Raw genomic sequence first — 20162 nt, forward strand, 5'->3', positions numbered from 1 at the left:
CAGGCTTACTGCTGGGCCTGCTGCATGGCCTGCCAGTCGTTCAGATTGGTGAAGGCGCCTGGTGCATCGTCAAAGCTGACGCGTGACAGGCCTTGCTGTTCAACCCATAGTCCGACCTTTCGCTCTCCGGCGTCGAGGAAGCGTTGCAAGGCATGCAGTGCCGAGCGAGGGATCAGCATGAAAACGGGTTGCAGTCGGCCTCCCTGCACGACGACTGATGGCCCCGCTTCAAGCATGCGCTGCGCATAATCCGGCGGCAGCTTGAGTGTGTCGACCGGGCTGGTCAGCAGCCATTCTGTTTCACAAGCGCTCAATGCGGCTTCGATGCCCGCCAGTGGGCCCGCATAGTCGGGTCGCAGATCGCTTACCACGCTGGCCGGCAAGGCTGCGTAGCGGTCGAGATTGCGGTTTGCGCTGATGATGATGTGGTCCGCCTGGGCTGATAGTTGGGCTAACAGGCGTTCCACGAGAGGCGTGCCGTCGAACTCGATCCAGCCTTTGTCTGCGCCGCCCATGCGACTGCCCAGGCCGCCTGCAAGGATCAGTGCGGTGACACCCATGGCCTCAGCCGCCGATGTAGGACATTTCGATCTTGTCCCCTGCCGGGGCAAGGCCAGTCTGGCGGAGCTCCGAGTAGCGGTCGCCGCGATCGGCCCAGATGGTGGAGACCCACGTGGCCAGCTGTTCGGGCGAGTCGCCGGCTTTGCCATTCACGCCGCGCACACGCGTCATGAGGTCGTGGCCTTGGGTGGCGAACAGGCAGGTGAATAACTTGCCTTCCGGCGACAGGCGCAGGCGCGTGCATTCGTGGCAGAAGGTCTGTGTGACCGAGGCAATGATGCCGATCTCTCCGCCACCATCCCGGTAGCGCCAGCGCTTGGCGACTTCACCCGGGTAATGCGCGCCTATTGCCTCGAGCGGATATTCGGCGTCGATGCGCGCGATGATCTCCTGTGCGGTCAGTACTTCGTCCATGCGCCAGCGGTTCGTTTCGCCAACGTCCATGTACTCGATGAAGCGCAGGATGTGCCCGCTATGACGGAAATGACGAACCATGTCGAGTATCTCGCCGTCATTCACGCCGCGCTTCACCACCATATTGATCTTGAGCGGTTTGAAGCCTGCATCCTCGGCGGCTTCGATGCCTTGCAGGACCTCTTGCAGGGAGAAATCGCTGTCACTCATCTGGTGGAACACTGTTTCGTTGAGTGAGTCGAGGCTGACGGTGATGCGGTCAAGGCCCGCGTCTTTGAGCGCCTGAGCCTGGCGTGCCAGCAAGGCCGCGTTGGTTGTGAGTGTCAGTTCCAGTCCGGGAATTCCGGCAAGCATGGCGACCAGTCGCGGCACGTCTTTGCGCAGCAGAGGCTCCCCCCCGGTCAGGCGGATCTTCTCCACCCCGAGATCGGCAAACACCCGGGCGACGTGCGTGATCTCTTCGAAGGACAGCAGTGATTTGCGCGGCAGGAAGGCGTGTTCGCGGCCGAAGCGTTCGCGCGGCATGCAATAGGTGCAGCGGAAGTTGCAGCGGTCGGTAATCGAGATACGCAGATCCCGCAGTGGGCGCCCCAGTCTATCGTGTGGTGCGACAACGGGCGCCGCAGATACTGCGTCGTCGTCGCGGGCGATGCGACGCAGGGACGAGAGGGGAATGTGGTGAGTGCGGGTCACGTGAACTACGGTTATGGAGCCAATCCTGCATTATCGGCTGATGGCGGACGCCCCTCAAGCCATCCGTGTCGCGCGCCTCGGGCACGTGATGAAAGGCTGCCCATTCCGTAGTGCTGCACGCCCGTCTGTGCGAACCATGAAACGAACCTCCGGGCGCATGCGAGCAAGCGGCAAGGACGGATCAGGTATGCTTTCGGGCTTCGCTACGCACAGGATGGAATGTCTGGCGATGCGACTCCCTTCATTCTGCCGACGGTCCGAAAATGACAAAGATATTCCTGTTCCCGTTGCTGACTGCGCTGTGTGTTCTGGCGGGCTGTGCCACGGAATCATCGCGCACGCTCGATGTGCCCAAGGTTAACAGTGCCAGTCAGCCTTACGCTGGCGCCCGCAGTCCGTTGTCGGTAGGCAAGTTCGACAATCGCTCCAGCTACTTGCGAGGCGTCTTCTCTGACAATGTCGACCGTCTCGGCGGCCAGGCCAAGACCATCCTCATCACCCACCTGCAGCAGACCGGTCGTTTCGTCGTGCTGGACCGCGACAATATGCAGGAGATCGCGCAAGAGGCTGGCATCAACAAGCAGGCGCAGACCCTGAAAGGGGCTGACTACGTGATTACGGGGGACGTCAGCGAGTTTGGCCGCAAGGAGGTTGGCGACATGCAGCTCTTCGGCATTCTCGGCCGGGGCCGCGAGCAGGTGGCTTACGCCAAGGTGAATCTGAATGTGGTCAATGTGCTGACCTCCGAGGTGGTCTACTCGGTGCAGGGAGCGGGCGAGTACAGCTTGTCCAGCCGCGAGATCGTCGGCTTCGGAGGCGCTTCGAGCTATGACTCGACGCTCAATGGCAAGGTGCTGGATCTGGCGATCCGCGAAGCGGTGAACAATCTCGTGCGGGGCGTTGAGGGCGGCGCCTGGCGTCCTGCCCGTTGAAGGGGCCCCACTGATGATGGCAAGGACGCTCGTGTCCGGCCTGTTACTGGCCGGCGCTCTGCTCGCTGGCGGATGCGCGACCCGCACACCGACGATTTATTACTGGGGTGACTATCAGCCGCAGCTCTATGCCTATCTGAAGAACGAGGGGTCGAGTCACGCGGAACAGATCCTTGCGTTGCAGCGGATTATCGAAGAGGCGAAGGCTGCCAACAAATCTGTGCCGCCTGGCTTTCACGCGCACCTTGGCTTGTTGCAGATTACGGAAGGGAAGCCGGAGCTGGCACGTCAGGCGCTGGAGACGGAGAAAACCTTGTTTCCAGAGTCCGCCGTTTTCATGGATTTCCTGCTCGCCAAACTGGCAGGAGGTAAATCATGAGCGCGCTGATGCGAGGGCTTTTGTTGTTGGCTATCGTCCTGGCGGCGGGTTGCGTGAGCAATCAACCCGGCTACGATTACACGGCCTTCCGCCGCGCCCAGCCGCGCTCCATTCTCGTGTTGCCGCCGGTGAACAAGTCGCCAGATATCAAGGCCAGCAATAGCGTGATGTCCTACGTCAGCTACCCGCTGGCGGAGTCCGGCTACTACGTCTATCCGGTTACGGTGGTCGACGAAACTTTTCGCCAGAACGGGCTGACGCTGCCGGAAGAAATCCATGCCGTGGCGCCCGCGAAACTGAGAGAGATCTTCGGCGCAGACACGGTGATGTACATCGAGATTACGGACTTCGGGACTCGCTATCGGGTGTTTGCCAGCGATACACGCGTCACCGCAGCTGGTCGTCTGGTCGACCTGCGGAGCGGGGATACTTTGTGGACGGGGTCCGCAACGGCCTCTACCAGCGAGAACCAGAGTGCTGGCAGCAATGGCGTGATCGGCATGCTGGTCAAGGCCGCCATTGATCAGATCGTGAATACGCTCAGCGACCAAGGGCATCGTGTCGCTGGCGTGACCAGTCAGCGTCTGCTCGCTGCGCGCCCGAATGGCATCCTGTATGGTCCGCGCTCGCCGCTGTACAACCTCGAGCCTGCGCCAAAGTAAGTGAGGGCTGGAGGGAGGGCGGGCCTCTTCCGACGTCTGGCATCAATGCGAAAGCGTGGTGACCTGCGCTTTCGACAGACGGGAAGCAGTGGAAGTCAGGAGGGCCGGACGCCGCGCCTGCCGCAAGGGATAATGCTGACCTTGAAAAGACAAAAGCCAGCACCGGGGTGCTGGCTTTCGAATAGTGGCTCCTCGACCTGGGCTCGAACCAGGGACCTACGGATTAACAGTCCGGCGCTCTACCGACTGAGCTATCGAGGAACAATTGAGGCTGCGAATTATAGACAGGGTTTTCGCCTCTGTAAAGGTTCTTTTCGTTTTCATTTATAGTTCGCGTCGAAACAGGACGTGAGCCCATTTGGGCTGAGCAATTCGATCAGGTACAGTGAGTCCCGCCATGAAGAAAATTCCAAAGTCGATGTCTTACGGTAGTGCCCTGCTTACGGCTGCGGCACTGGTATTCGCCAATTTCCTGTGGTCTGGCGTTGCGCAGGGTGGCAGCCCCGAAACCTGGCTGGGCCTGCCTGTTACCTATGTCGAAGATGGCTATACCTTCCACCCTTGGCCGGCACAGGCGCTCAAGGACATGAAGATCCACACCCCGGATCCGATCCTGGTTGCCAAGGCCTGGGTAACGCCAGACTGGAACGCATGGATCACCAGTGGCAAGACCAATCGCGTGCGCATCGAAGCAGACGAAATCGTTGCGCGGCCAAGTTCGCTATTGAGACTGGGCAGCTTCGACGGCAAGTCGACGCACAAGATCACTGGCGTGCGCTTTGCCAAACTGAAACTGCTGATGGGCGCAACTGCGATTGCATTGCCATCCGGAGAAATGGATTTCGCCGAGGATGGCACGCTGACCCATCTGCGCATTGCGACGGAGCAGGGTATGCGCTTCGATGTCACGCCGCATGGTGACAAGCTGACCATTCTTGCCCAGCTGACCAACTGGAAGTGGGATGTGCTGCCTGCGCTGCGTTTCGAAAGTGTCGTGGCCCAAGGCGAGATCAATGATGATCGCATCCTGTTCGACAAGATCGGTGGGACTGGCGATGGTGGTTCGGTTGAGGGCCTGGTGCGCTTGACGGTGACCGACGCGTTTGCGGTGGATGGTGAGTTGAAGCTCGACAAGCTCAACTCGGTGGAGGTGCTGAAGCGTATTTATGCCGGCCACACCGTGCAGGGCCTGCTCATGGCCAATGTAAAGATTGCGGCCAGCGCGCCTAGCCTGTCGGACCTGAGCAAGAACATGACGGCGAGCGGTACGTACAGCTTGCGCTCCGGCAGCGTCGATCGCTTCGGTCTGCTCGAAGGCTTGCGGCGTCAGGAGTCCGGCCCGGCGGGCGGCGGTCTGACGAAGTTTGTGTCGCTGGATGGCACATTCGCAGGCGGTGTTGGCAAGCCTTCCTCGGTGACGATGCGCCGTATTGATGGTGGCGCCATGCAAGGCTCTGGCAGCTTTCAGGTCAGTCTTGAAAACAAGCTGCGTGGCAACGTGACGGCATCGATCAAGTTGCCGAATGGTGATACCAAGACGCGTGCCTTGGTGCTGACCGGTGCGGTCAATGCACCGACGCTGATGGTGCCTTGACGCGATTCGTGCGCGACAGGGTTGTTTGCAAGATCAGTGGCAAGTGAGTGGCATGGTGGGCGGACGATCAATGCAGCAGACGGGACAGGAGTTTCTGGTGGCCTGTCTGTGCGCGCAGTGGTGCGGCGCCTGCCGCGAGTATCGGCCGGCATTCGAGGCTCTGGCGACGGCGTTTCCTGACACGCGTTTTGCGTGGGTAGATGTCGAGGATGAGCCAGATGTCGCCGGCGATATCGACATCGATAATTTCCCGACGCTCGTCATCCAGCGTGGCGCCAGCGTTGTTTTTTGCGGGCCGATGCTGCCCCATATTTCCCAGCTCGAGCGATTGCTGCAGACCTTGATGGCGCAAACGCCGGAAGAGTCGCGTGCGTTGCTTGCCAGCCCGCAACGCCAAGCCTGGCAGTCAGTTGGCGATGTGCGTTCGCGTCTTGATGAAAGGCGATCATGAGCAGCCCTTGCCAGTCGTGCGGGGCTTGCTGCGCGACCTTTCGTGTCAGCTTTCATCGCAGCCAGCTCGACTCGGAGCCCGGTGGTTATGTACCTGAGGCGCTGGCGGACGAAGAGACTTCCAGTACCTGTCGCATGCGTGGTACGGATCGCAGTGCGCCGCGCTGCGTCGCGTTGGTTGGCAAGATCGGCGAGGCGGTGAAATGCGGCATCTACGAATATCGCCCCGATCCATGCCGCGAATTTGCCGCGCACGGCATATATGGCATTCAGAATGAAGCCTGCAACCAGGCGCGCGCGCGACATGGCCTGCCGCGACTCGCAGACTGAACGCTGCTGCCCGGGCTCAGGTGCCCGCTTGATCCACCAGCTTTACCTCGACGAGACCACGCAAGGCGTTGCCAACGAAAATGCGTTCGGCATCCAGAACGTCGGCCATGCTCAGCAGGTGTTCGCGGGCGGCCCCTGCGGCCAATAGTTGCGCTCGCATCACGCCAGGTAGCAGTCCGCTCGAGACTGGCGGGGTCAGCAGGTCGCCATCGCGTTCGATGAAGATATTGCTGCGCGCACCTTCGCAGACTTCGTTGCGTGTATTCAGGTAGAGCAAGTCGAAATGACCGGCAACCATGGCCTCACGCAGTGCTGAGTCATAGAAGTTGCGGGCCGTGGTCTTGTGCTGCAGTCGCAAGTCATCGGGGTTGAGTCGCTGGCTCGCCAGGACCAGTGTGGGTTGCGCGCGGAGGGCATCCAGCGGCGCGCCGCCCAAGGCCAGTGTGCCGTCGCGCGACAATAACAAGCGCACGCGATGCAAGCCCGGTGGCAGGGATGTGGCGTGAGCCATCAAGGCTGCGCGGACGGCTTCTTCGTCATGGCGGAAGCCGAGAGCCTGCGCAGAGCGCGACAAGCGTTGCAGGTGCCAGGCCAGCAGCGGGAAGGATTTGTCGATATTGCCTGCGGGGTAGATCTCGCAGCGCAATGTCTCGATCAGCTGCAAAGCGTCGTTGGATGCGAAGCGTGCCTTGGTCAGGCATTCGTCATATTCCGAGGCGGCGTCCGAGTCGGCCACGATGCCGCTGCCGATATCCATGCGGCAGTTACCACCCGCCTGGAGGCGCAGCGTACGGATAGGCACGTTGAAGCTGCAGTCGCCATCCGGCCCAATCCAGCCGAGCGCGCCGCAGTAGGGGCCGCGAGCCTGGTCTTCAAGTTCGTGAATGATCTGCATGGCGCGTACCTTCGGTGCCCCGGTCACCGAGCCGCACGGAAACAGCGCCTGAAAAATGCGGCCGATGCCGGCTTCAACCGGCCCGGCCTCGATGGTTGAGGTGAGCTGGAAAACGGTGGCGTACTGTTCCAGCTCGAACAAGCTGCGTACGTGCACGCCGCCGGCCTGTGCAAGGCGTCCAAGGTCGTTGCGGATGAGGTCCACGATCATCAGGTTTTCGGCGCGGTTCTTTTCGGAGTGTTGCAGCGCTTGCGCGTTGCGCACATCCTCGTCCGGGCTGTTGCCACGCGGGGCCGTTCCCTTCATTGGACGGCAAACCAGCTGGCTGCCCTTGCGTTCGAAGAACAGCTCGGGCGAGCGTGACAGGAGCCACTCCTCGCCATCGCAGACCAGTGCGCCATGCTTGACGGGCTGCGTGCGACGGAGCCGTTCCTGCAGCGCCAGTGGGTGACCGAAGTACTGGCCCGTCATCGGGAAGGTCAGGTTGGTCTGGTAGCAGTCGCCCGCGCGGATGTATTCAAGCACGCGCTGCACCTGGATGGCATAGTTGGCAGGATCGAGTTGTGGTGACAGCTGCAGCAATCCCGCTTCGCGTTCCTGCGCGGAAAGCGTGGCCACTGACTGCTGCCACCACGCAGTCAGTGCAGCTTCGTCCAGCGAGATGGCCTCAGCAAATACCAACGCGCGGGCGAGGCGAGTGTCGCGGCTGGGGACTCGTGCCTCGAAGGCGCGCCCCAGTTCGTAATTGGCGATGAGCGCGATCCAGTGGCCTTGCTGGATGTGCGCCTCCAGCGTGGCGAAGAATGTCTCCACCTGAGTGGCTTCATGGCAGTCGATGCTCTGCAGATATTGCTGCAAGAGCAGGCCACTGGCCGGCTGGCTGAGGTTGTCTTCAAACAACGCGAAAGGGGGAAGCGGAGCAGGAGGCGACACGATGGAGTTGAAACTCGGCAGAGGCAGGGCGCCAGCTTAGCGCGCGTCGACCACGCCCGCGCGGTTCATTTGCTTCTGTACCAGACGCACGACTTCGTTGATGAGTGTGAGCGTCGAGGATGGATTGAGGGTTTCAGTCACTGCAGACCATATCGGCTTGCCCGAAGGTAAACGGTACAGGACGGTTTCAGTGATGTAACGCGTCTCCCGGGTCTTGTATGCCGGGGTGACTGCGACGCTGGTGGCGTAGGGATAGAAGCGCCAGAAGTCGCGGTAGTAAGGCGAGTACAGCGGTGCCATGCCATACAAGGGGCGGTTGTCGATGAAATAGGTTTGCGGTGGGTGGTATAGCTCGCGCTCGTCGATGGCGACCAGCCGGGTGATGACGGCTGCATCGAAGCCGGCTTCCTGCAGGCTGCCACGCAGGGCGTCGATGTCGGCTCCCGGCGTGAAGCCAAGCTGCCTTGCTGAAACGGCATGGGTGCTCGGTGGCAGGCGGCGGACCGCCTCGTCTTCGACAAGGCGGCTGATGGAGTCATCCTTGACGACAGCAATGACGGCCAGTTTCTGCGGAGAGGGGCCGACGTCGTCTGGCTGGCGCCATTCGCTTGAGAGGCGGGTGCTGCTGCAAGCCGATAACAAGAAACCTGGCAACAGACACAACAACAGGCTCAGGAGAAAAAAACGCCTCGTGACAACGCCCCGATGCACCGCGCTCCTTTATCCGCGACTGCGTGTCGTGGTGCGCGTACGGGTAGTGGGAGCAGAGACCTGGCGTAGTTTGCCGCCGGAAGCCTTGCTCGGCGTCTCGACAGCTACTTCTACCGCACTGCTCGGTACCAGCAGGGTGTAACCGGCAGCCAGCAGTGCACGAGCTCCCAGCCCGTTGGCGTTACAAATTTCCTGCACGGCCAGGCGCAGGCGTCGCGCGACCTGCTCGATGCGTTCAGTGCGAGGCACGGAATAGGTTTTCCACGTCACCAGCGGCGCGTCATGGTGCGCAAGGTTCTCCTGGAATTTCTGCGCGTTTTCTACCGGGAGTACCAGCCTGGCGTTGTCGCTGCCCGGCATGACCGGACGGTTGTAGCCCGGGTTCAGCATGAGGAATTCCGACAGCGGCATCTCGGCGAGTTTGGCGGCCAACGCTACGTCCATGCCCTGGCGCTTCTCGATCGAGGTGAAGTAAGGTTGATCGGGAATGGCTGGCAGGCTGATGTTGTACAGCTCGGGATGCGCGATGATGTTCTTCAGCGCCTGCAGCTTGGGAACGTAGTAACGGGTCTCCGTCGGCATTGACAGACTCATGTAGTCGGTCGGCTTGCCTGCTGCCTTGTTGTTGGCAACGGCTCGTGCCACTGCATTCTCGCCCCAGTTGTAGGAGGCCAGCGCGAGTTGCCAGTCGCCATGCATCTCGTAGATGGCTTGCAGGTATTTCAACGCGGCATCGGTCGAGGCTACAACGTCACGACGCTCGTCGACCCACCAGTTCTGGGCGAGCTGGAAGTCCTTGCCGGTGGATGGAATGAACTGCCACAGTCCGGCCGCCTTGGCGGAGGACAGGGCTTGCGGGTTGTAAGCACTCTCGACGATGGGCAGCAGGGCCAGCTCGGTCGGCATGCCGCGTTTTTCGAGCTCGGAGACGATGTGGTACATGTACTTGCGACCGCGCTCGAACATGACCTTGAGCTGCTGTGGACGCGCCAGGTAGTAGCGCATGCGGTCATCGACCAGCGGGCTTTCGAGATCGCGCATGGCGAAGCCATTGCGCACGCGCCCCCAGATGTCTGCTGACTGGGCGGTATGGTCGAGCGGCGTAACGGTATCGCTGTCACGCATCACACCGGATGCGGTCTGTACGCTGCTGATGTTTGTGGCAGTCTGCAGCGAGAAAACCTGCTCGGCTGCGACTGTGGTGGTTGCGCTACACAAGGCAGCGCAGAAAATCAGTGTCTGGAGGGCTGTAGCCTTCATGAGACCCCTTCCTGCAAGTGGGTGAGCGGCCGGATTTGCGCAAACCGTATATTGGCCAACGGTTTACCCCAATTCGGGCTGCGCAAATTTTAACCAATTTGGCACGGGACGCCAGCCCTGAACTAAAAAGAATATCTGGCTGACTTTACAGGCCTTTCTCTTCACAACGGCGCAGTCAGTCAGGCTTTACGATAGCCCGACGTTGCCGCTGTAGAGGAAAAACCCTGATGAAAGGACGAGAGTACAGATGAAGGCGCTGGTCATCGACGACACGCTGACGAGTCTGACGCTGGTCAGTCATCAACTACGGCGCATGGGGATCGAACCTTTAGTTGCCCAGGATGGCGCGACGGGAATCGAGATTTTCAAGCAGCACCGCCCGGACTTGATCTTGCTTGACGTGGTCATGCCCGGCCTCAATGGTTATGAGGTTGCCAAGCGGATCCGCCAGCTGGAACGGGATGGGGAGTGGACGCCCATCATCCTGCTTGCGGCGCGCACCAGTGATGAAGACCTCGAACACGGCATTGCCGTGGGCGGTGACGACTATCTCGTCAAACCCATTTCCGAGGTCGTGCTGACGGCCAAGGTGCGCGCCATGCAGCGCATCGCGCAGATGCGCTACTCGCTGCTGGTGCTGACGCGCAGACTGGACGAAGCGAATCGTGAGCTGACGCGTCTGTCGGCGGTTGACGGCCTGACCGGCATTGCCAATCGGCGCCAGTTCGATGAATTCATGACTCGCGAATGGGCGCGTGGTACGCGGCATGAAACGGATCTGTCCGTGCTCATGTGCGACGTTGATTTCTTCAAGCAGTACAACGATCTGTACGGGCATCAGGCAGGAGACGAATGTTTGCAAACGGTTGCGCGCACGCTGGCAGCGCGTGTCAAGCGACCGACCGATCTGGTCTCGCGCTACGGCGGTGAGGAGTTCGCCGTCATCCTGCCGGATACGGACCTGAACGGAGCGCGACAACTGGCAGAGGCCATGCGTAGCGACATCGAGCGCCTTGCACTACCGCACGGCAATAGCCCGAATGGTGTGGTTACGCTGAGCATTGGCGTGGCCTGTCGTGTGCCAGGCCGCAACGGCCCCGGCGGTGCCGCGCTTATCAAGGCTGCTGACGATGCGCTGTACCAGGCCAAGGCGGCCGGTCGCAATCGCGTCGAGGCCGAGCCCGAAATCTCTCACCAACACTGAATTCCAATAGCAGCACCGGGAGCGATATGTCGAATACAGCTGGACTCAAGGGCCTGACCGTTCTGATCGTCGATGACAACGACACGACGCGCGCCATGCTGCGCGGCATCCTGCGTCACGAGGGCGCCGAGGTTGTGGGCGAGGCCAAGGATGGTCCGGGGGCGATAGCAGCCTGCGACAAACTCAAACCGAAGCTGGTGTGTCTCGATGTGCTGATGCCCAACAGCAATGGTGTGGACGTACTGAAGGAAATCCGCAAGACGCAGTTGGACGTCCGTGTACTCATGATTACCGGTTCGGCCGATCGGGAAACCGTGCAGGCCTCGATACGTGGCGGCGCCAGTGGCTATGTCGTAAAGCCCTTCAATGCAGCACGTGTAGTCGATGCGGTGCGCCAGGCGTTGGCCGCGGCTGTGCCTGCCGCGTCGCAGTAAATCGACAGCGGCCTGTCGTTTGGCTGGAGCCTGTTAAAAAACATCCTTCCAGGCGCGTAGCGCGGCAAAGACGGCAGCCGGATCGGTCAAGGCTTGCGTGGCATGTTGCTCGGCTGCGTGCCGCACGCTTGGCTGCATGGTGCGCAGGAAGGGATTCGTCGCGAGCTCATCTGCCAATCGCGAGGGCAGGGTAGCTTGGCCGGCTTCGCGTAGTGCAATGCATGCTTCGCTGCGCGCCTGCAAGGTAGCGTTGTCCGGCTCGACGGCCCGCGCGAAACGCAGATTGCTCAGCGTGTATTCGTGTGCGCAGCAGATCTGTGTCTCGCCCGGCAGCGCTGCAATGCGTTGCAGGGACGCGTGCAGATCGCCCGCCGTACTGCTGCCAAGCAAGCGGCCGCAGCCGCCCGCAAATAGCGTGTCACCGCAGAAAAGGTGGCCTGCATGTAGAAATGCGATGTGCTCTTCGGTATGTCCCGGTACCGCAAGGACGGTTGCTGTGCCGCCGACGCCAGGCAGTGTCAGCAAATCACCGTCGCCGACGTGATGCGTGACGACACCGATAGTTGCAGGCCCGAATACAGGTACTGGCCAGCGTTCGCGCAGTTCCGCCACGCCGCCGACGTGATCGTTGTGGCGATGCGTAACGAGGATCGCGCTTAGCTGCAAATCCTGTTCGACAAGGAAGCGCGAGACCGGGGCGGCTTCGCCCGGATCGACGACGATACATTGCCCATGCGCGATCAGAGCCCAGATGTAGTTGTCGCGGAAGGCAGGAAGGGGAACAATCTGCATGATCGACATTCTCGGCGCATGAATCGGCATGTCAATTCCTGGTTTTGAACAATGGCTGGATACACCTCGCGGGCAATATCTGCTGGCGTGGGAGCATCGCAAGTTCGATCAGCTGGTTACCGATATCTTTGGCTACAACGCCGTGCAGATCGGTCAGCCGAAACAGGACTTCCTGCGTAGCAGCCGCATGCCGCATCGTCTGCATTGCGGCGTGACGAGCCCTGCCAAGGTCTTGTGCGACCCGGAGGAGTTACCTTTCGCTTCGCAAAGCCTGGATCTGGTGATCCTGCCGCACGTGCTCGAATTTGCGGCTCATCCACACCAGCTGCTGCGCGAAGTCGAACGCGTGCTGGTGCCCGAGGGGAGCGTGGTGATCGCCGGCTTCAATCCATACAGTCTGTGGGGCTTGCGCCGCTCGTTCTCGGGCAACCTTGGCGAATTGCCTTGGCAAGGGCAATATTTCTCCGTGCCGCGCCTCAAGGACTGGCTGACTCTGCTCAGTTTCGAGACGCATGCCGGCTCGTTCGGTTGTTATGCGCCACCCGTCTCGTCGGACGCGTGGTTGCGGCGATGGTCATTCATGGATGCCGCGGGTGACCGTTGGTGGCACTTCGCGGGCGGCGCCTACATCCTGCAGGCAGTGAAGCGCGTGCGCGGCATGCGGCTGATCATGCCCGACTGGCGCGCCCAGGTCAGACCCAAGAAAGCCATGGCACCTGTTTCCCGACGCGACGGTTTCTCGGGCGAACAATGACTTTGCGCGGGCGCGTTCGCCTACAATCGCGCCCCTACCAGACATCTCATTCAGCACATGACCACGATTGAAACCGTAGACATCTTCACGGATGGCGCCTGCAGCGGTAATCCGGGCCCCGGCGGCTGGGGCGCCATACTGCGCAGCGGCGATGTCGAAAAAGAGTTGTGGGGCGGGGAGCCGCAAACCACCAATAACCGCATGGAAATGATGGCCGTCATCCGCGGTCTGAGAGCCTTGAAACGCCCGGTTTCAGCCCGTGTCTACACTGATTCACAGTACGTGCAGAAGGGGATCACGGAGTGGATCCAAGGCTGGAAAAAGCGGGGCTGGAAAACCGCTGACAAGCAGCCCGTCAAGAATGAAGATCTGTGGCGCCAGCTTGATGAGCTGGCCGCAGGACACAAGGTGGAATGGCTCTGGGTAAAGGGGCATGCAGGGCATCCCGAGAATGAGCGTGCCGACGCTTTGGCGCGTAAAGGCGTGGATGCTGTTCGCATGGCAGGAAAGGCCTGCGAAGGCTCTACGCCCTGAGCGTTGCTTATTGCAGGATGCGCGATAGCGCGCGAGGCAGCAGCGAGCCCATTTCTGCAAGGCGTTGCAGCGCCGGTTTGCGGCGTGGCGCAGGGGAGACCTGCATATCGGCTGACGTATTGGTCGGCATGTGCAGCGCGATTGAACCCAAGGCCAGCTCGGGTGTTTGAGCGATTGCGGCTGGCGTCGCCAGCGCAGGCGTGGTCTCTGCGGTCACGGCTTGTTCCGGAGCGGGTGGTCGCCAGAGTCTGACCTGCGGCAGGGGCTCTTCGGCTGCCGCTTGCTTTGACTGTCCGACGGGCTCTTCGGCCAAGGCGCGCATCAGATCGATATCGACATTGGTGCGCACTTCGGAGAATTCTGCGCTACGCCTGCCGTCGTCATAGAGTGGCGCGCGCGGTGAATAGAGCTGCGTTTTCACCGCGCTTTGCATGAAGCGTTGCCCGGTTCCAGCAGGCGTGTGTGGCGCAATCTCCTTCGTCGGCGGTTCAGGCTCCATGTTAGCCAGCATGCCCAGTTGCGTCGCTTCAGCGAGATAGCGCGCCGCTGCGATGGCATCCAGACCCTTCTTCAGGATGGCGGGTTTTCCGCAGAAAAGACGCGCGAGCCGGGCTTCGTCCAGCCGTAACTTATGCATCACGCGTTGCATGACGGACTCCCTGCTCAAGCCTGGTAACACGCCACCGGAGTACGTGATGCGAAAGCTCGCCTGTGATTTGGCAGGCTTGCTCGCGGTATTGTTGTCGGTAGTGCTGGCCAAGGCCCGCACGCGCAAGCCAATACTGCTTAGACTCGACTGGTAACGAGCCGCTTCAGCGGCAGACAGGTTGTTGCGGATGCCTACCGGGCGGCCGGAAAACAGCTGGCTGATTTGCGATGGTTGCGCATTGAGCAAGCGGGCCGCATCGGCACGTACCTGAATCGGATCAAAACCTGCCAGAAGTTCGCCCTGGAATACAATCTTGTATCGCTGCGCCATGCTTCCTGCCTCGTGCTCAAGCGGGGGATGTAGTTCTTTGCGGCATCATACTTACAAATACCCGTTCCGGATCAGGGCTTGCGTAGCAGTTGCGCGATTGCCGTAGCAGCTCCATCAGTGACTTTTTCCGTAGCGACTTGCAGTTTTGAATTTAACTGTATATAAATACAGTTATCGAAAAACAGCAGGGCAATCGCCGGTATGGACGATCTAACCCCCCGACAGCAGGAAATCCTGGCGTTCATCCGCGCTACGCTCGAAGAGAGCGGCGCGCCGCCGACACGCATCGAAATTTGTACCGCGTTTGGCTTCGCTTCGCCGAATGCCGCCGAGGCGCATCTCAAGGCGCTTGCAAAAAAGGGAGTGATCCTGCTGGAGGCGGGCGCCTCACGCGGCATTCGTCTCATGGAGTCGCTGGGGTTGCCGGTAGTTGGTCGAGTCGCAGCGGGGTCGCCGATCCTGTCTGAAGGCAGCATCGACAAGCGGGTGAGGGTCGATCCCGGCATGTTCGAGCCGCGTGCCGATTTCCTCTTGCGGGTGCATGGTCTGTCGATGGTTGACGTGGGGATCATGGAAGGCGATCTGCTCGCCGTGCATCGCACGTCCGAAGTTCGTAATGGACAGATTGTCGTTGCCCGTGTCGATGACGAAGTGACTGTCAAGCGCCTGCAACGGCGCAAAGGCATGGTCGAACTGCTGCCCGAGAACAGCAGCATGCGACCAATCATCGTCGATCCACAGCGTCAGAGCCTGACGATTGAAGGACTGGTCGTCGGGCTGATCCGCGACGATTTCGGTTCTGCGTGAGCTTTGCCAAGCTGCGATACCAGATACCCCGTAACACCGTGAATTGAAGGACACACCATGAAGCTCAGCAAGCAATCCTGCAAGACTGTCGTTGCCACTACTCTCATCCCGGCCAGCCGTGCCGCTGTCTCGCGTCCGTGGGCGCAAGCCATGCTTGATGTTCTGCAGCGACGTGGGCGCACCTATGGCTTGCTTGCGTTATATGAAGAGTCGCGCCTGAACTCACCACGTTAACTTTCTGGCTACATCAGCACAGCCAGCTTGGTCCTGAAGGCGAGGGCTGCTATTGAGGGGCATGGCTGCTGCCTCTCACGACGGCCTTGCAGGCCCAAGACCTCAAGCGTGGCACTCAGCGTTCCCGAGGGGACCTGCCTGGCGCCCTCTCGATGTTTTCTCTCTTGAGCGAAGTCAGTGGCCTGGTTCGGCAAGCCAGGGGACAGCACGGCCGGACCGTGACTCAGGCCATTCCCGGCTTGCACTCTGTTTGCTCAAGGACTTCTAAGGCCAGGGCTCTTTGTTTTTCACGAAACTTCGTGGACGGAGAGTCGGTTCCTGGCCGCCTCTGTCCTGCTCGCACTATTCGTAACGCAATGAGCCGGCGCGCGTTGGTGCGAGGAAGGTGATCGGGCCTTGTGACTGCGCCTGCGGGGTCTTATGTCGCAGATGGAAGTCTGCAAATGCCATTTGAAATTCCTGACCCCGGTTCAGAGGGGCGAGCCTACATGTATTGGGTCTTCGCGCGACTGTCGTCCTGACGTGGCGCACAGTTCGGCAGCTTCATATAGCGCTCGAAACGATAAAATCGAAAAATAATTCAATATTATCAATCATGTCGGCGCGCGAGTTTTTGTGTTGCCATGCAGCAATTGCGCGTGGAAATGTAGTTTCTGGCGGGCTTGGTGTGAGCGTTAAGAATGTCACACTCTTGCGAAGCGATGAAGTTTGTCAGAATTAGTTCAATAAATTCTGTGACTTGTATTCCAATAACAATAACTTATCGGCATATAGAAACATTTGAGCAAATCCCCCGTGAAAGTTCTTGCGTTGCACAAAGTGGATCGCCATAATTCAAATCGTGTGAGGGATGCAGCTGAAGTAACTGACAAGTTCAGTTCGTCGCGCTACCTCCAACCAGTGTCTCCTCCACCCTCCTCCTTTGGTGTGGACTTGGCGCAGCTCTAACCGAGCTGCGTTTTTTTTTGCATTTTGCCTTTGCGTCATGCGCGCGCTGTTGGACGTCGTGCGCGAAAGGCTTTGACAGCCCGGTGATTGTGCTCGTACAATCGCCGGCTTTCCGCTTCGGGTTGGCTGGAAAATCCGCGAGGTGCAAACCTCGGGCGATTTCCGATCAGCTCCAAGCCACAATAAAAAGGCTTCCCAAGGAAGCTAAACGTGAAGTAAAGGAACTCTGATGGGTACGTTTTCAGCAAAGCCGCATGAAGTCGTTCACGACTGGTATGTGGTTGATGGCACTGACAAAGTGCTTGGTCGCCTCGCTAGCGAGATTGCTCACCGCCTGCGCGGCAAGCACAAGGCTATTTACACTCCGCACGTGGATACCGGCGATTTCATTATCGTCGTCAATGTCGACAAGCTGCGCGTAACCGGCAACAAGGCACAAGACAAGAAGTACTACCGCCACACCGGTTATCCGGGCGGTATCTACGAAACCAATTTCACCAAGCTGCAACAACGCTTCCCGGAGCGCGTGCTGGAGAAGGCTGTCAAGGGCATGCTGCCCAAGGGCCCACTCGGCTACGCCATGCTCAAGAAGCTGAAGTGCTACAGCGGTGCAACCCATCCGCATAGCGCCCAGCAGCCCAAGGCACTTGAGATTAAGTGAGGAGCGAATAAATGCCCGTCGGACAATATAACTACGGTACCGGCCGCCGCAAAACTGCAGTGGCTCGTGTCTTCATCAAGGCAGGTTCAGGCAAGATCGTTGTGAACGGTAAGCCACTGGACGTGTTCTTCTCGCGCGAAACTGGTCGCATGATCGTTCGTCAGCCTCTGGAATTGACCCAGAATGCTGATCGTTTCGACATCCTCGTGAACGTCACGGGTGGTGGCGAGTCCGGTCAAGCCGGTGCGGTGCGTCACGGTATTACCCGCGCTCTGATCGACTACGATGCAGAACTGAAGTCTTCGTTGAAGAAGGCTGGCTTCGTAACGCGTGATGCGCGTGAAGTCGAACGTAAGAAGGTCGGTCTGCACGGCGCGCGTCGTCGTAAGCAATTCTCGAAGCGTTAATTTTTCGAGATGCCGATTCAGCAAAAAGCCCGCAGAGATGCGGGCTTTTTGTTTTTGGGTCGGACTTGGCTGCGGCGGCCTGTGGGCGGCGACTACCGTTACTGATGACTACCTTGTCTTTGCGTACATGAGGCAGGCGCGTGGCTCGGGCGAGATATTCGGGTGGATGGTGTGTCGCTCAAGTCGTTTTTCCCTTAGAAAGCCCGCCTTCTCCAGTGTGCGTTGTGATGGAATGTTTTCGACGTCACATGTGGCCTGGATGCGAAACAGCTTGGGGTTGGCCAATACGATGCTGGAGAGTGCTTCGATGGCTTCCGGCATCATGCTCTTGCCCCAATGTGCTCGCGCCAGGACATAGCCAATGTCGATGGTGGTGTTGAGCAGACGTGCTTCGAGCATGCCGAGGGGGGTGTTCAAGCCGCGCTCGGTGATGATGTATGCGAATCGAAGATTGGCCTGCCAGGCCTCGATGCAAGAGGCGATGAACAGTTGCGTGGCGCCTGCGTCTGTGTGGGGTGTCCAGACCATGTAACGGCATACTTCGGCATCCTGTGCGTATGCGTCGAAGATTACGTCGGCATCTGCAAGGAGTGGGCTGCGCAAGACGAGTCGCTCGGTTTCGATCTTGCCCGGCAGCCGAATGTCCATTGGATTGACGTGGCGTCAGAGGGGCTGCGAGATGGCTGTCCAGCCGATCATGTCTGGCTGGCCAGTCGTGCGTTGATGCGCTCGATCACTTGTTGGGTTTCCAGCCCGATTTCTGCCAGTAGCTGTTGCTGGTCGCCGTGATCGATGAAGCGATCCGGTAGTCCGAGGCGCAGCGTTTGGGTGGCGATGCCTGCCTCTTCCAGGACGCGCGCAACCTCGCTACCTGCTCCGCTGATGACGGCATTTTCTTCCAGCGTTACCAGAAGCTCGTGTGTGCGCGCGAGTTCGAGCACGAGTTCGACGTCGATCGGTTTGACGAAGCGCATATTGGCGACCGTAGCGTCGAGCGACTCTGCTGCCACGAGGGCGCTGCCAAGCATGCTGCCGAAAGCGAGGAGGGCGACGCGTTTACCTTGGCGGCGAACTTCACCTTTGCCGACGGGGAGGGCGGTCATTTCCTTTTGCGGCGTGGTGCCGAGGCCGCCGCCACGCGGATAGCGCACGGCCGTGGGTGCATCCAGCTTGTATGCGGTGTAGAGCATCTGCCGGCATTCATTCTCATCGGCTGGCGCCATGATCACCATATTCGGCACGCATAGCATGTAGGACAGGTCGAACGCGCCGTGGTGTGTTGCACCGTCGGCGCCGACCAGGCCGCCTCGGTCGATGGCGAACATCACAGGCAGGTTCTGCAGTGCGATGTCGTGAATGAGTTGGTCGTAAGCGCGTTGCAGGAAGGTGGAGTAGATCGCCACCACGGGCTTCATGCCTTCGCAGGCGATGCCTGCGGCGAAGGTCAGGGCATGTTGCTCCGCAATGCCGACGTCGAAATAGCGTTGCGGATATTCCTTCTCGAAGCGGACCAGGCCCGAGCCTTCGCGCATGGCCGGTGTAATGGCGATGAGGCGCTCGTCCTGCGCCGCCATGTCGCAGATCCAGTCGCTGAACACCTGGGTGTAGGTCAGCTTCGGTGTGCCCTTGTTGCTCTGGATGCCGGCGTTGTGATCGAACTTGCCAACACCGTGGTAGAGGACGGGGTCAGCCTCGGCGAGCTTGTAGCCCTGGCCCTTGCGCGTGACGACGTGCAGGAATTGCGGGCCCTTTAGCTTGCTCAGATTCTGCAGTGTGGGGATCAGCGTATCGAGATCATGGCCGTCGATCGGGCCAATGTAGTTGAAGCCGAATTCTTCGAACAGTGTGCCTGGTGTGACCATGCCTTTGACATGCTCTTCGACCCGCTTGGCGAGCTCGAGCACGCTTGGTGCAACGCCGAGGACTTTCTCTCCGGCACGACGTGCGAAGTTGTAGGTCCTGCCTGACAGTAGGCGCGCGAGGATGTTGGTCAGTGCGCCAACGGGCGGGGAGATGGACATCTCATTGTCGTTGAGGACCACAAGCAGGTCCGCATCCATCACTCCGGCGTTATTGAGCGCCTCGAAAGCCATGCCTGCCGACATCGCGCCGTCGCCGATGACGGCGATGGCGCGGCGGTCTTCGCCTTTTCGCTTGGAAGCTACCGCCATGCCGAGTGCGGCGGAAATCGAGGTCGACGAATGTGCTGTACCGAAAGTGTCGTAGTCACTTTCGCTGCGTTTCGGAAAGCCCGATAGACCTTCGTGCTGGCGCAGTGTGGCCATGCCTGCGCGACGTCCCGTGAGTACCTTGTGACCGTAGGTCTGGTGGCCGACGTCCCACACGATGCGGTCATCAGGAGTGTTGAAGACGTAGTGCAAGGCGATGGTCAGCTCGACGGTGCCGAGATTGGACGACAGATGGCCGCCCGTTTGCGAGACAGACTCGATCAGGAAACCACGCAGCTCTTCGGCAAGCGTGGTGAGCTGGCGGCGCTCAAGCTGGCGTAGCTCGGCGGGCGAGTTGATCGTATCGAGCAGGGGCGTAGCCACAGGCGCAGCAGAAGAAGAGGAGGACATGTTTTCTTGGGGTGG

23 protein-coding genes and 1 tRNA gene are annotated in these 20162 nt (G+C 60.0%); 14 read left to right on the forward strand and 10 right to left on the reverse strand.

All coding sequences use genetic code 11. From position 1 onward, the window contains the following. Positions 1-5: 5 nt before the first annotated feature. A complete protein-coding gene (gene mobA / locus VVD49_RS11340) occupies positions 6-560 on the reverse strand; it encodes a molybdenum cofactor guanylyltransferase MobA (RefSeq protein ID WP_327599290.1) in 555 nt (184 codons plus the stop codon). 4 nt (positions 561-564) lie between these two features. Continuing rightward, positions 565-1635, reverse strand: coding sequence for a GTP 3',8-cyclase MoaA (moaA, locus tag VVD49_RS11345; RefSeq protein WP_465189021.1), 1071 nt, complete (start codon positions 1633-1635; stop codon positions 565-567). Positions 1636-1931: 296 nt separating this feature from the next. Between moaA and VVD49_RS11350 the strand changes: the two genes are divergently transcribed. Genes VVD49_RS11350 through VVD49_RS11360 form a run of 3 tightly spaced genes read left to right on the forward strand, consistent with a single transcriptional unit; the run spans position 1932 to position 3641 of the window. After that, positions 1932-2600: a CsgG/HfaB family protein gene (locus tag VVD49_RS11350; RefSeq protein WP_327599291.1), complete on the forward strand. Its 669-nt coding sequence runs from the start codon at positions 1932-1934 to the stop codon at positions 2598-2600. A gap of 13 nt (positions 2601-2613) precedes the next feature. Next, positions 2614-2979: a DUF4810 domain-containing protein gene (locus VVD49_RS11355; protein WP_327599292.1), complete on the forward strand. Its 366-nt coding sequence runs from the start codon at positions 2614-2616 to the stop codon at positions 2977-2979. Beyond that, a complete protein-coding gene (locus VVD49_RS11360) occupies positions 2976-3641 on the forward strand; it encodes a DUF799 domain-containing protein (protein WP_327599293.1) in 666 nt (221 codons plus the stop codon). The genes VVD49_RS11355 and VVD49_RS11360 overlap by 4 nt, the downstream gene beginning before the upstream one ends. A 185-nt stretch (positions 3642-3826) precedes the next feature. On the opposite strand, the gene VVD49_RS11365 is transcribed toward VVD49_RS11360, so the two are convergent. Then, positions 3827-3902: transfer RNA gene (locus VVD49_RS11365), tRNA-Asn, on the reverse strand. Between the two features lie 136 nt (positions 3903-4038). On the opposite strand from VVD49_RS11365, the gene VVD49_RS11370 reads away from it, so the two are divergent. The 3 genes from VVD49_RS11370 (at position 4039) to VVD49_RS11380 (ending at position 6015) form a co-directional block, all read left to right on the forward strand. Continuing rightward, the gene (locus tag VVD49_RS11370; protein WP_327599294.1) at positions 4039-5235 is read left to right on the forward strand and encodes a hypothetical protein; all 1197 of its coding nucleotides are present in this window, start codon (positions 4039-4041) and stop codon (positions 5233-5235) included. 70 nt (positions 5236-5305) lie between these two features. Beyond that, a complete protein-coding gene (locus VVD49_RS11375) occupies positions 5306-5686 on the forward strand; it encodes a thioredoxin family protein (protein WP_327599295.1) in 381 nt (126 codons plus the stop codon). Next, positions 5683-6015 carry a YkgJ family cysteine cluster protein gene (locus tag VVD49_RS11380; protein WP_327599296.1) on the forward strand — a complete coding sequence of 111 codons (333 nt, stop codon included), beginning with the start codon at positions 5683-5685 and terminating at the stop codon, positions 6013-6015. The genes VVD49_RS11375 and VVD49_RS11380 overlap by 4 nt, the downstream gene beginning before the upstream one ends. Positions 6016-6031: 16 nt before the next feature. On the opposite strand, the gene pabB is transcribed toward VVD49_RS11380, so the two are convergent. Genes pabB through VVD49_RS11395 form a run of 3 tightly spaced genes read right to left on the reverse strand, consistent with a single transcriptional unit; the run spans position 6032 to position 9814 of the window. Then, entirely contained in the window at positions 6032-7843 is a 1812-nt protein-coding gene (pabB, locus tag VVD49_RS11385; RefSeq protein WP_327599297.1) for an aminodeoxychorismate synthase component I, read from the reverse strand. A gap of 36 nt (positions 7844-7879) precedes the next feature. After that, positions 7880-8506 (reverse strand): hypothetical protein, encoded by a 627-nt coding sequence (locus VVD49_RS11390; RefSeq protein WP_327599298.1) that lies wholly within the window; start codon positions 8504-8506, stop codon positions 7880-7882. Between the two features lie 57 nt (positions 8507-8563). Beyond that, a complete protein-coding gene (locus VVD49_RS11395; RefSeq protein WP_327599299.1) occupies positions 8564-9814 on the reverse strand; it encodes a transglycosylase SLT domain-containing protein in 1251 nt (416 codons plus the stop codon). Between the two features lie 247 nt (positions 9815-10061). Between VVD49_RS11395 and VVD49_RS11400 the strand changes: the two genes are divergently transcribed. Then, positions 10062-11018, forward strand: coding sequence for a diguanylate cyclase (locus tag VVD49_RS11400; RefSeq protein ID WP_327599300.1), 957 nt, complete (start codon positions 10062-10064; stop codon positions 11016-11018). A gap of 26 nt (positions 11019-11044) precedes the next feature. Further along, positions 11045-11452, forward strand: coding sequence for a response regulator (locus tag VVD49_RS11405; RefSeq protein WP_327599301.1), 408 nt, complete (start codon positions 11045-11047; stop codon positions 11450-11452). A gap of 33 nt (positions 11453-11485) precedes the next feature. Here the strand turns inward: VVD49_RS11405 and gloB are convergent, their stop codons facing one another. Then, entirely contained in the window at positions 11486-12244 is a 759-nt protein-coding gene (gene gloB, locus VVD49_RS11410; RefSeq protein ID WP_327599302.1) for a hydroxyacylglutathione hydrolase, read from the reverse strand. A 28-nt stretch (positions 12245-12272) separates the two neighbouring features. Here gloB and VVD49_RS11415 point away from each other — a divergent pair, with 28 nt between their 5' ends. Both VVD49_RS11415 and rnhA read left to right on the forward strand, forming a co-directional pair. Further along, on the forward strand, positions 12273-12998 hold the full coding sequence (locus VVD49_RS11415) for a class I SAM-dependent methyltransferase (RefSeq protein ID WP_327599303.1): 726 nt from the start codon (positions 12273-12275) through the stop codon (positions 12996-12998). Positions 12999-13064: 66 nt separating this feature from the next. After that, positions 13065-13532, forward strand: a complete 468-nt coding sequence (rnhA, locus tag VVD49_RS11420; RefSeq protein WP_327599969.1) for a ribonuclease HI — start codon at positions 13065-13067, stop codon at positions 13530-13532. A gap of 7 nt (positions 13533-13539) precedes the next feature. Here the strand turns inward: rnhA and VVD49_RS11425 are convergent, their stop codons facing one another. Then, complete coding sequence (locus VVD49_RS11425; RefSeq protein ID WP_327599304.1) at positions 13540-14511, reverse strand: hypothetical protein; 972 nt, start codon at positions 14509-14511, stop codon at positions 13540-13542. A 201-nt stretch (positions 14512-14712) separates the two neighbouring features. Here VVD49_RS11425 and lexA point away from each other — a divergent pair, with 201 nt between their 5' ends. The 4 genes from lexA (at position 14713) to rpsI (ending at position 17568) form a co-directional block, all read left to right on the forward strand. Continuing rightward, positions 14713-15318 (forward strand): transcriptional repressor LexA, encoded by a 606-nt coding sequence (gene lexA, locus VVD49_RS11430; RefSeq protein WP_327599305.1) that lies wholly within the window; start codon positions 14713-14715, stop codon positions 15316-15318. A gap of 57 nt (positions 15319-15375) precedes the next feature. Continuing rightward, positions 15376-15552 carry a hypothetical protein gene (locus tag VVD49_RS11435; protein ID WP_327599306.1) on the forward strand — a complete coding sequence of 59 codons (177 nt, stop codon included), beginning with the start codon at positions 15376-15378 and terminating at the stop codon, positions 15550-15552. A gap of 1177 nt (positions 15553-16729) precedes the next feature. Further along, positions 16730-17161 (forward strand): 50S ribosomal protein L13, encoded by a 432-nt coding sequence (gene rplM / locus VVD49_RS11440; RefSeq protein WP_327599307.1) that lies wholly within the window; start codon positions 16730-16732, stop codon positions 17159-17161. An 11-nt stretch (positions 17162-17172) separates the two neighbouring features. Further along, positions 17173-17568 (forward strand): 30S ribosomal protein S9, encoded by a 396-nt coding sequence (gene rpsI, locus VVD49_RS11445; protein ID WP_327599308.1) that lies wholly within the window; start codon positions 17173-17175, stop codon positions 17566-17568. 108 nt (positions 17569-17676) lie between these two features. On the opposite strand, the gene VVD49_RS11450 is transcribed toward rpsI, so the two are convergent. Together VVD49_RS11450 and dxs are read right to left on the reverse strand one after the other, a co-directional pair. Next, a complete protein-coding gene (locus tag VVD49_RS11450) occupies positions 17677-18216 on the reverse strand; it encodes a GNAT family N-acetyltransferase (RefSeq protein ID WP_327599309.1) in 540 nt (179 codons plus the stop codon). Positions 18217-18263: 47 nt separating this feature from the next. Then, positions 18264-20147 (reverse strand): 1-deoxy-D-xylulose-5-phosphate synthase, encoded by a 1884-nt coding sequence (gene dxs, locus VVD49_RS11455; RefSeq protein ID WP_327599310.1) that lies wholly within the window; start codon positions 20145-20147, stop codon positions 18264-18266. Positions 20148-20162: the final 15 nt, after the last annotated feature.

Origin of the sequence: Uliginosibacterium silvisoli (genome assembly GCF_036017035.1) — a bacterium.
GTDB lineage: Bacteria > Pseudomonadota > Gammaproteobacteria > Burkholderiales > Rhodocyclaceae > Viridibacterium > Viridibacterium silvisoli.

Excerpts from the sequence above, each read along its gene's own strand:
- mobA (WP_327599290.1), bottom strand. The coding sequence starts at position 560 with ATGGGTGTCACCGCACTGATCCTTGCAGGCGGCCTGGGCAGTCGCATG.
- VVD49_RS11350 (WP_327599291.1), top strand. The coding sequence starts at position 1,932 with ATGACAAAGATATTCCTGTTCCCGTTGCTGACTGCGCTGTGTGTTCTG.
- VVD49_RS11355 (WP_327599292.1), top strand. The coding sequence starts at position 2,614 with ATGATGGCAAGGACGCTCGTGTCCGGCCTGTTACTGGCCGGCGCTCTG.
- VVD49_RS11360 (WP_327599293.1), top strand. The coding sequence starts at position 2,976 with ATGAGCGCGCTGATGCGAGGGCTTTTGTTGTTGGCTATCGTCCTGGCG.
- VVD49_RS11370 (WP_327599294.1), top strand. The coding sequence starts at position 4,039 with ATGAAGAAAATTCCAAAGTCGATGTCTTACGGTAGTGCCCTGCTTACG.
- VVD49_RS11375 (WP_327599295.1), top strand. The coding sequence starts at position 5,306 with ATGCAGCAGACGGGACAGGAGTTTCTGGTGGCCTGTCTGTGCGCGCAG.
- VVD49_RS11380 (WP_327599296.1), top strand. The coding sequence starts at position 5,683 with ATGAGCAGCCCTTGCCAGTCGTGCGGGGCTTGCTGCGCGACCTTTCGT.
- VVD49_RS11395 (WP_327599299.1), bottom strand. The coding sequence starts at position 9,814 with ATGAAGGCTACAGCCCTCCAGACACTGATTTTCTGCGCTGCCTTGTGT.
- VVD49_RS11400 (WP_327599300.1), top strand. The coding sequence starts at position 10,062 with ATGAAGGCGCTGGTCATCGACGACACGCTGACGAGTCTGACGCTGGTC.
- VVD49_RS11405 (WP_327599301.1), top strand. The coding sequence starts at position 11,045 with ATGTCGAATACAGCTGGACTCAAGGGCCTGACCGTTCTGATCGTCGAT.
- gloB (WP_327599302.1), bottom strand. The coding sequence starts at position 12,244 with ATGCAGATTGTTCCCCTTCCTGCCTTCCGCGACAACTACATCTGGGCT.
- VVD49_RS11415 (WP_327599303.1), top strand. The coding sequence starts at position 12,273 with ATGTCAATTCCTGGTTTTGAACAATGGCTGGATACACCTCGCGGGCAA.
- VVD49_RS11425 (WP_327599304.1), bottom strand. The coding sequence starts at position 14,511 with ATGGCGCAGCGATACAAGATTGTATTCCAGGGCGAACTTCTGGCAGGT.
- lexA (WP_327599305.1), top strand. The coding sequence starts at position 14,713 with ATGGACGATCTAACCCCCCGACAGCAGGAAATCCTGGCGTTCATCCGC.
- VVD49_RS11435 (WP_327599306.1), top strand. The coding sequence starts at position 15,376 with ATGAAGCTCAGCAAGCAATCCTGCAAGACTGTCGTTGCCACTACTCTC.
- rplM (WP_327599307.1), top strand. The coding sequence starts at position 16,730 with ATGGGTACGTTTTCAGCAAAGCCGCATGAAGTCGTTCACGACTGGTAT.
- rpsI (WP_327599308.1), top strand. The coding sequence starts at position 17,173 with ATGCCCGTCGGACAATATAACTACGGTACCGGCCGCCGCAAAACTGCA.
- VVD49_RS11450 (WP_327599309.1), bottom strand. The coding sequence starts at position 18,216 with ATGGACATTCGGCTGCCGGGCAAGATCGAAACCGAGCGACTCGTCTTG.
- dxs (WP_327599310.1), bottom strand. The coding sequence starts at position 20,147 with ATGTCCTCCTCTTCTTCTGCTGCGCCTGTGGCTACGCCCCTGCTCGAT.